We start from the raw sequence: 282 nt of genomic DNA on the forward strand, positions 1-282 counted from the left end.
CCACAAGTAGAAGCAAGGTTTGTGTACGCATAATCAGAAGTTACATCAAATACAGCATCTGTATCACAAGCATCTGTACCGCAAGATTGAAGTGCTAAAATATTAGCAGCATTCCAATCGTTAGCAATCGTTTCATTATTAGTTCCATCACATTCAATCGTTTCATCTGCAACAGTACAAGCTGTAAGGTCAGGACCAATAGAATCGTTAAGAGTAAGTGTAGCAGTAACCGAAGAAGTATTTAAACAATCATCAGTAGCCGTATATGTTACTTGAATAGTT

The 282-nt window shown here is 36.9% G+C and carries 1 protein-coding gene; it reads right to left on the bottom strand.

Annotated elements, in window-relative coordinates:
• Positions 1–282, bottom strand: a 282-nt coding sequence (locus tag ACVCZW_RS19460; protein ID WP_452233243.1) for a hypothetical protein, incomplete at both ends; no start/stop codon positions are given.

Source organism: Lacinutrix sp. MEBiC02595 (assembly GCF_053601555.1).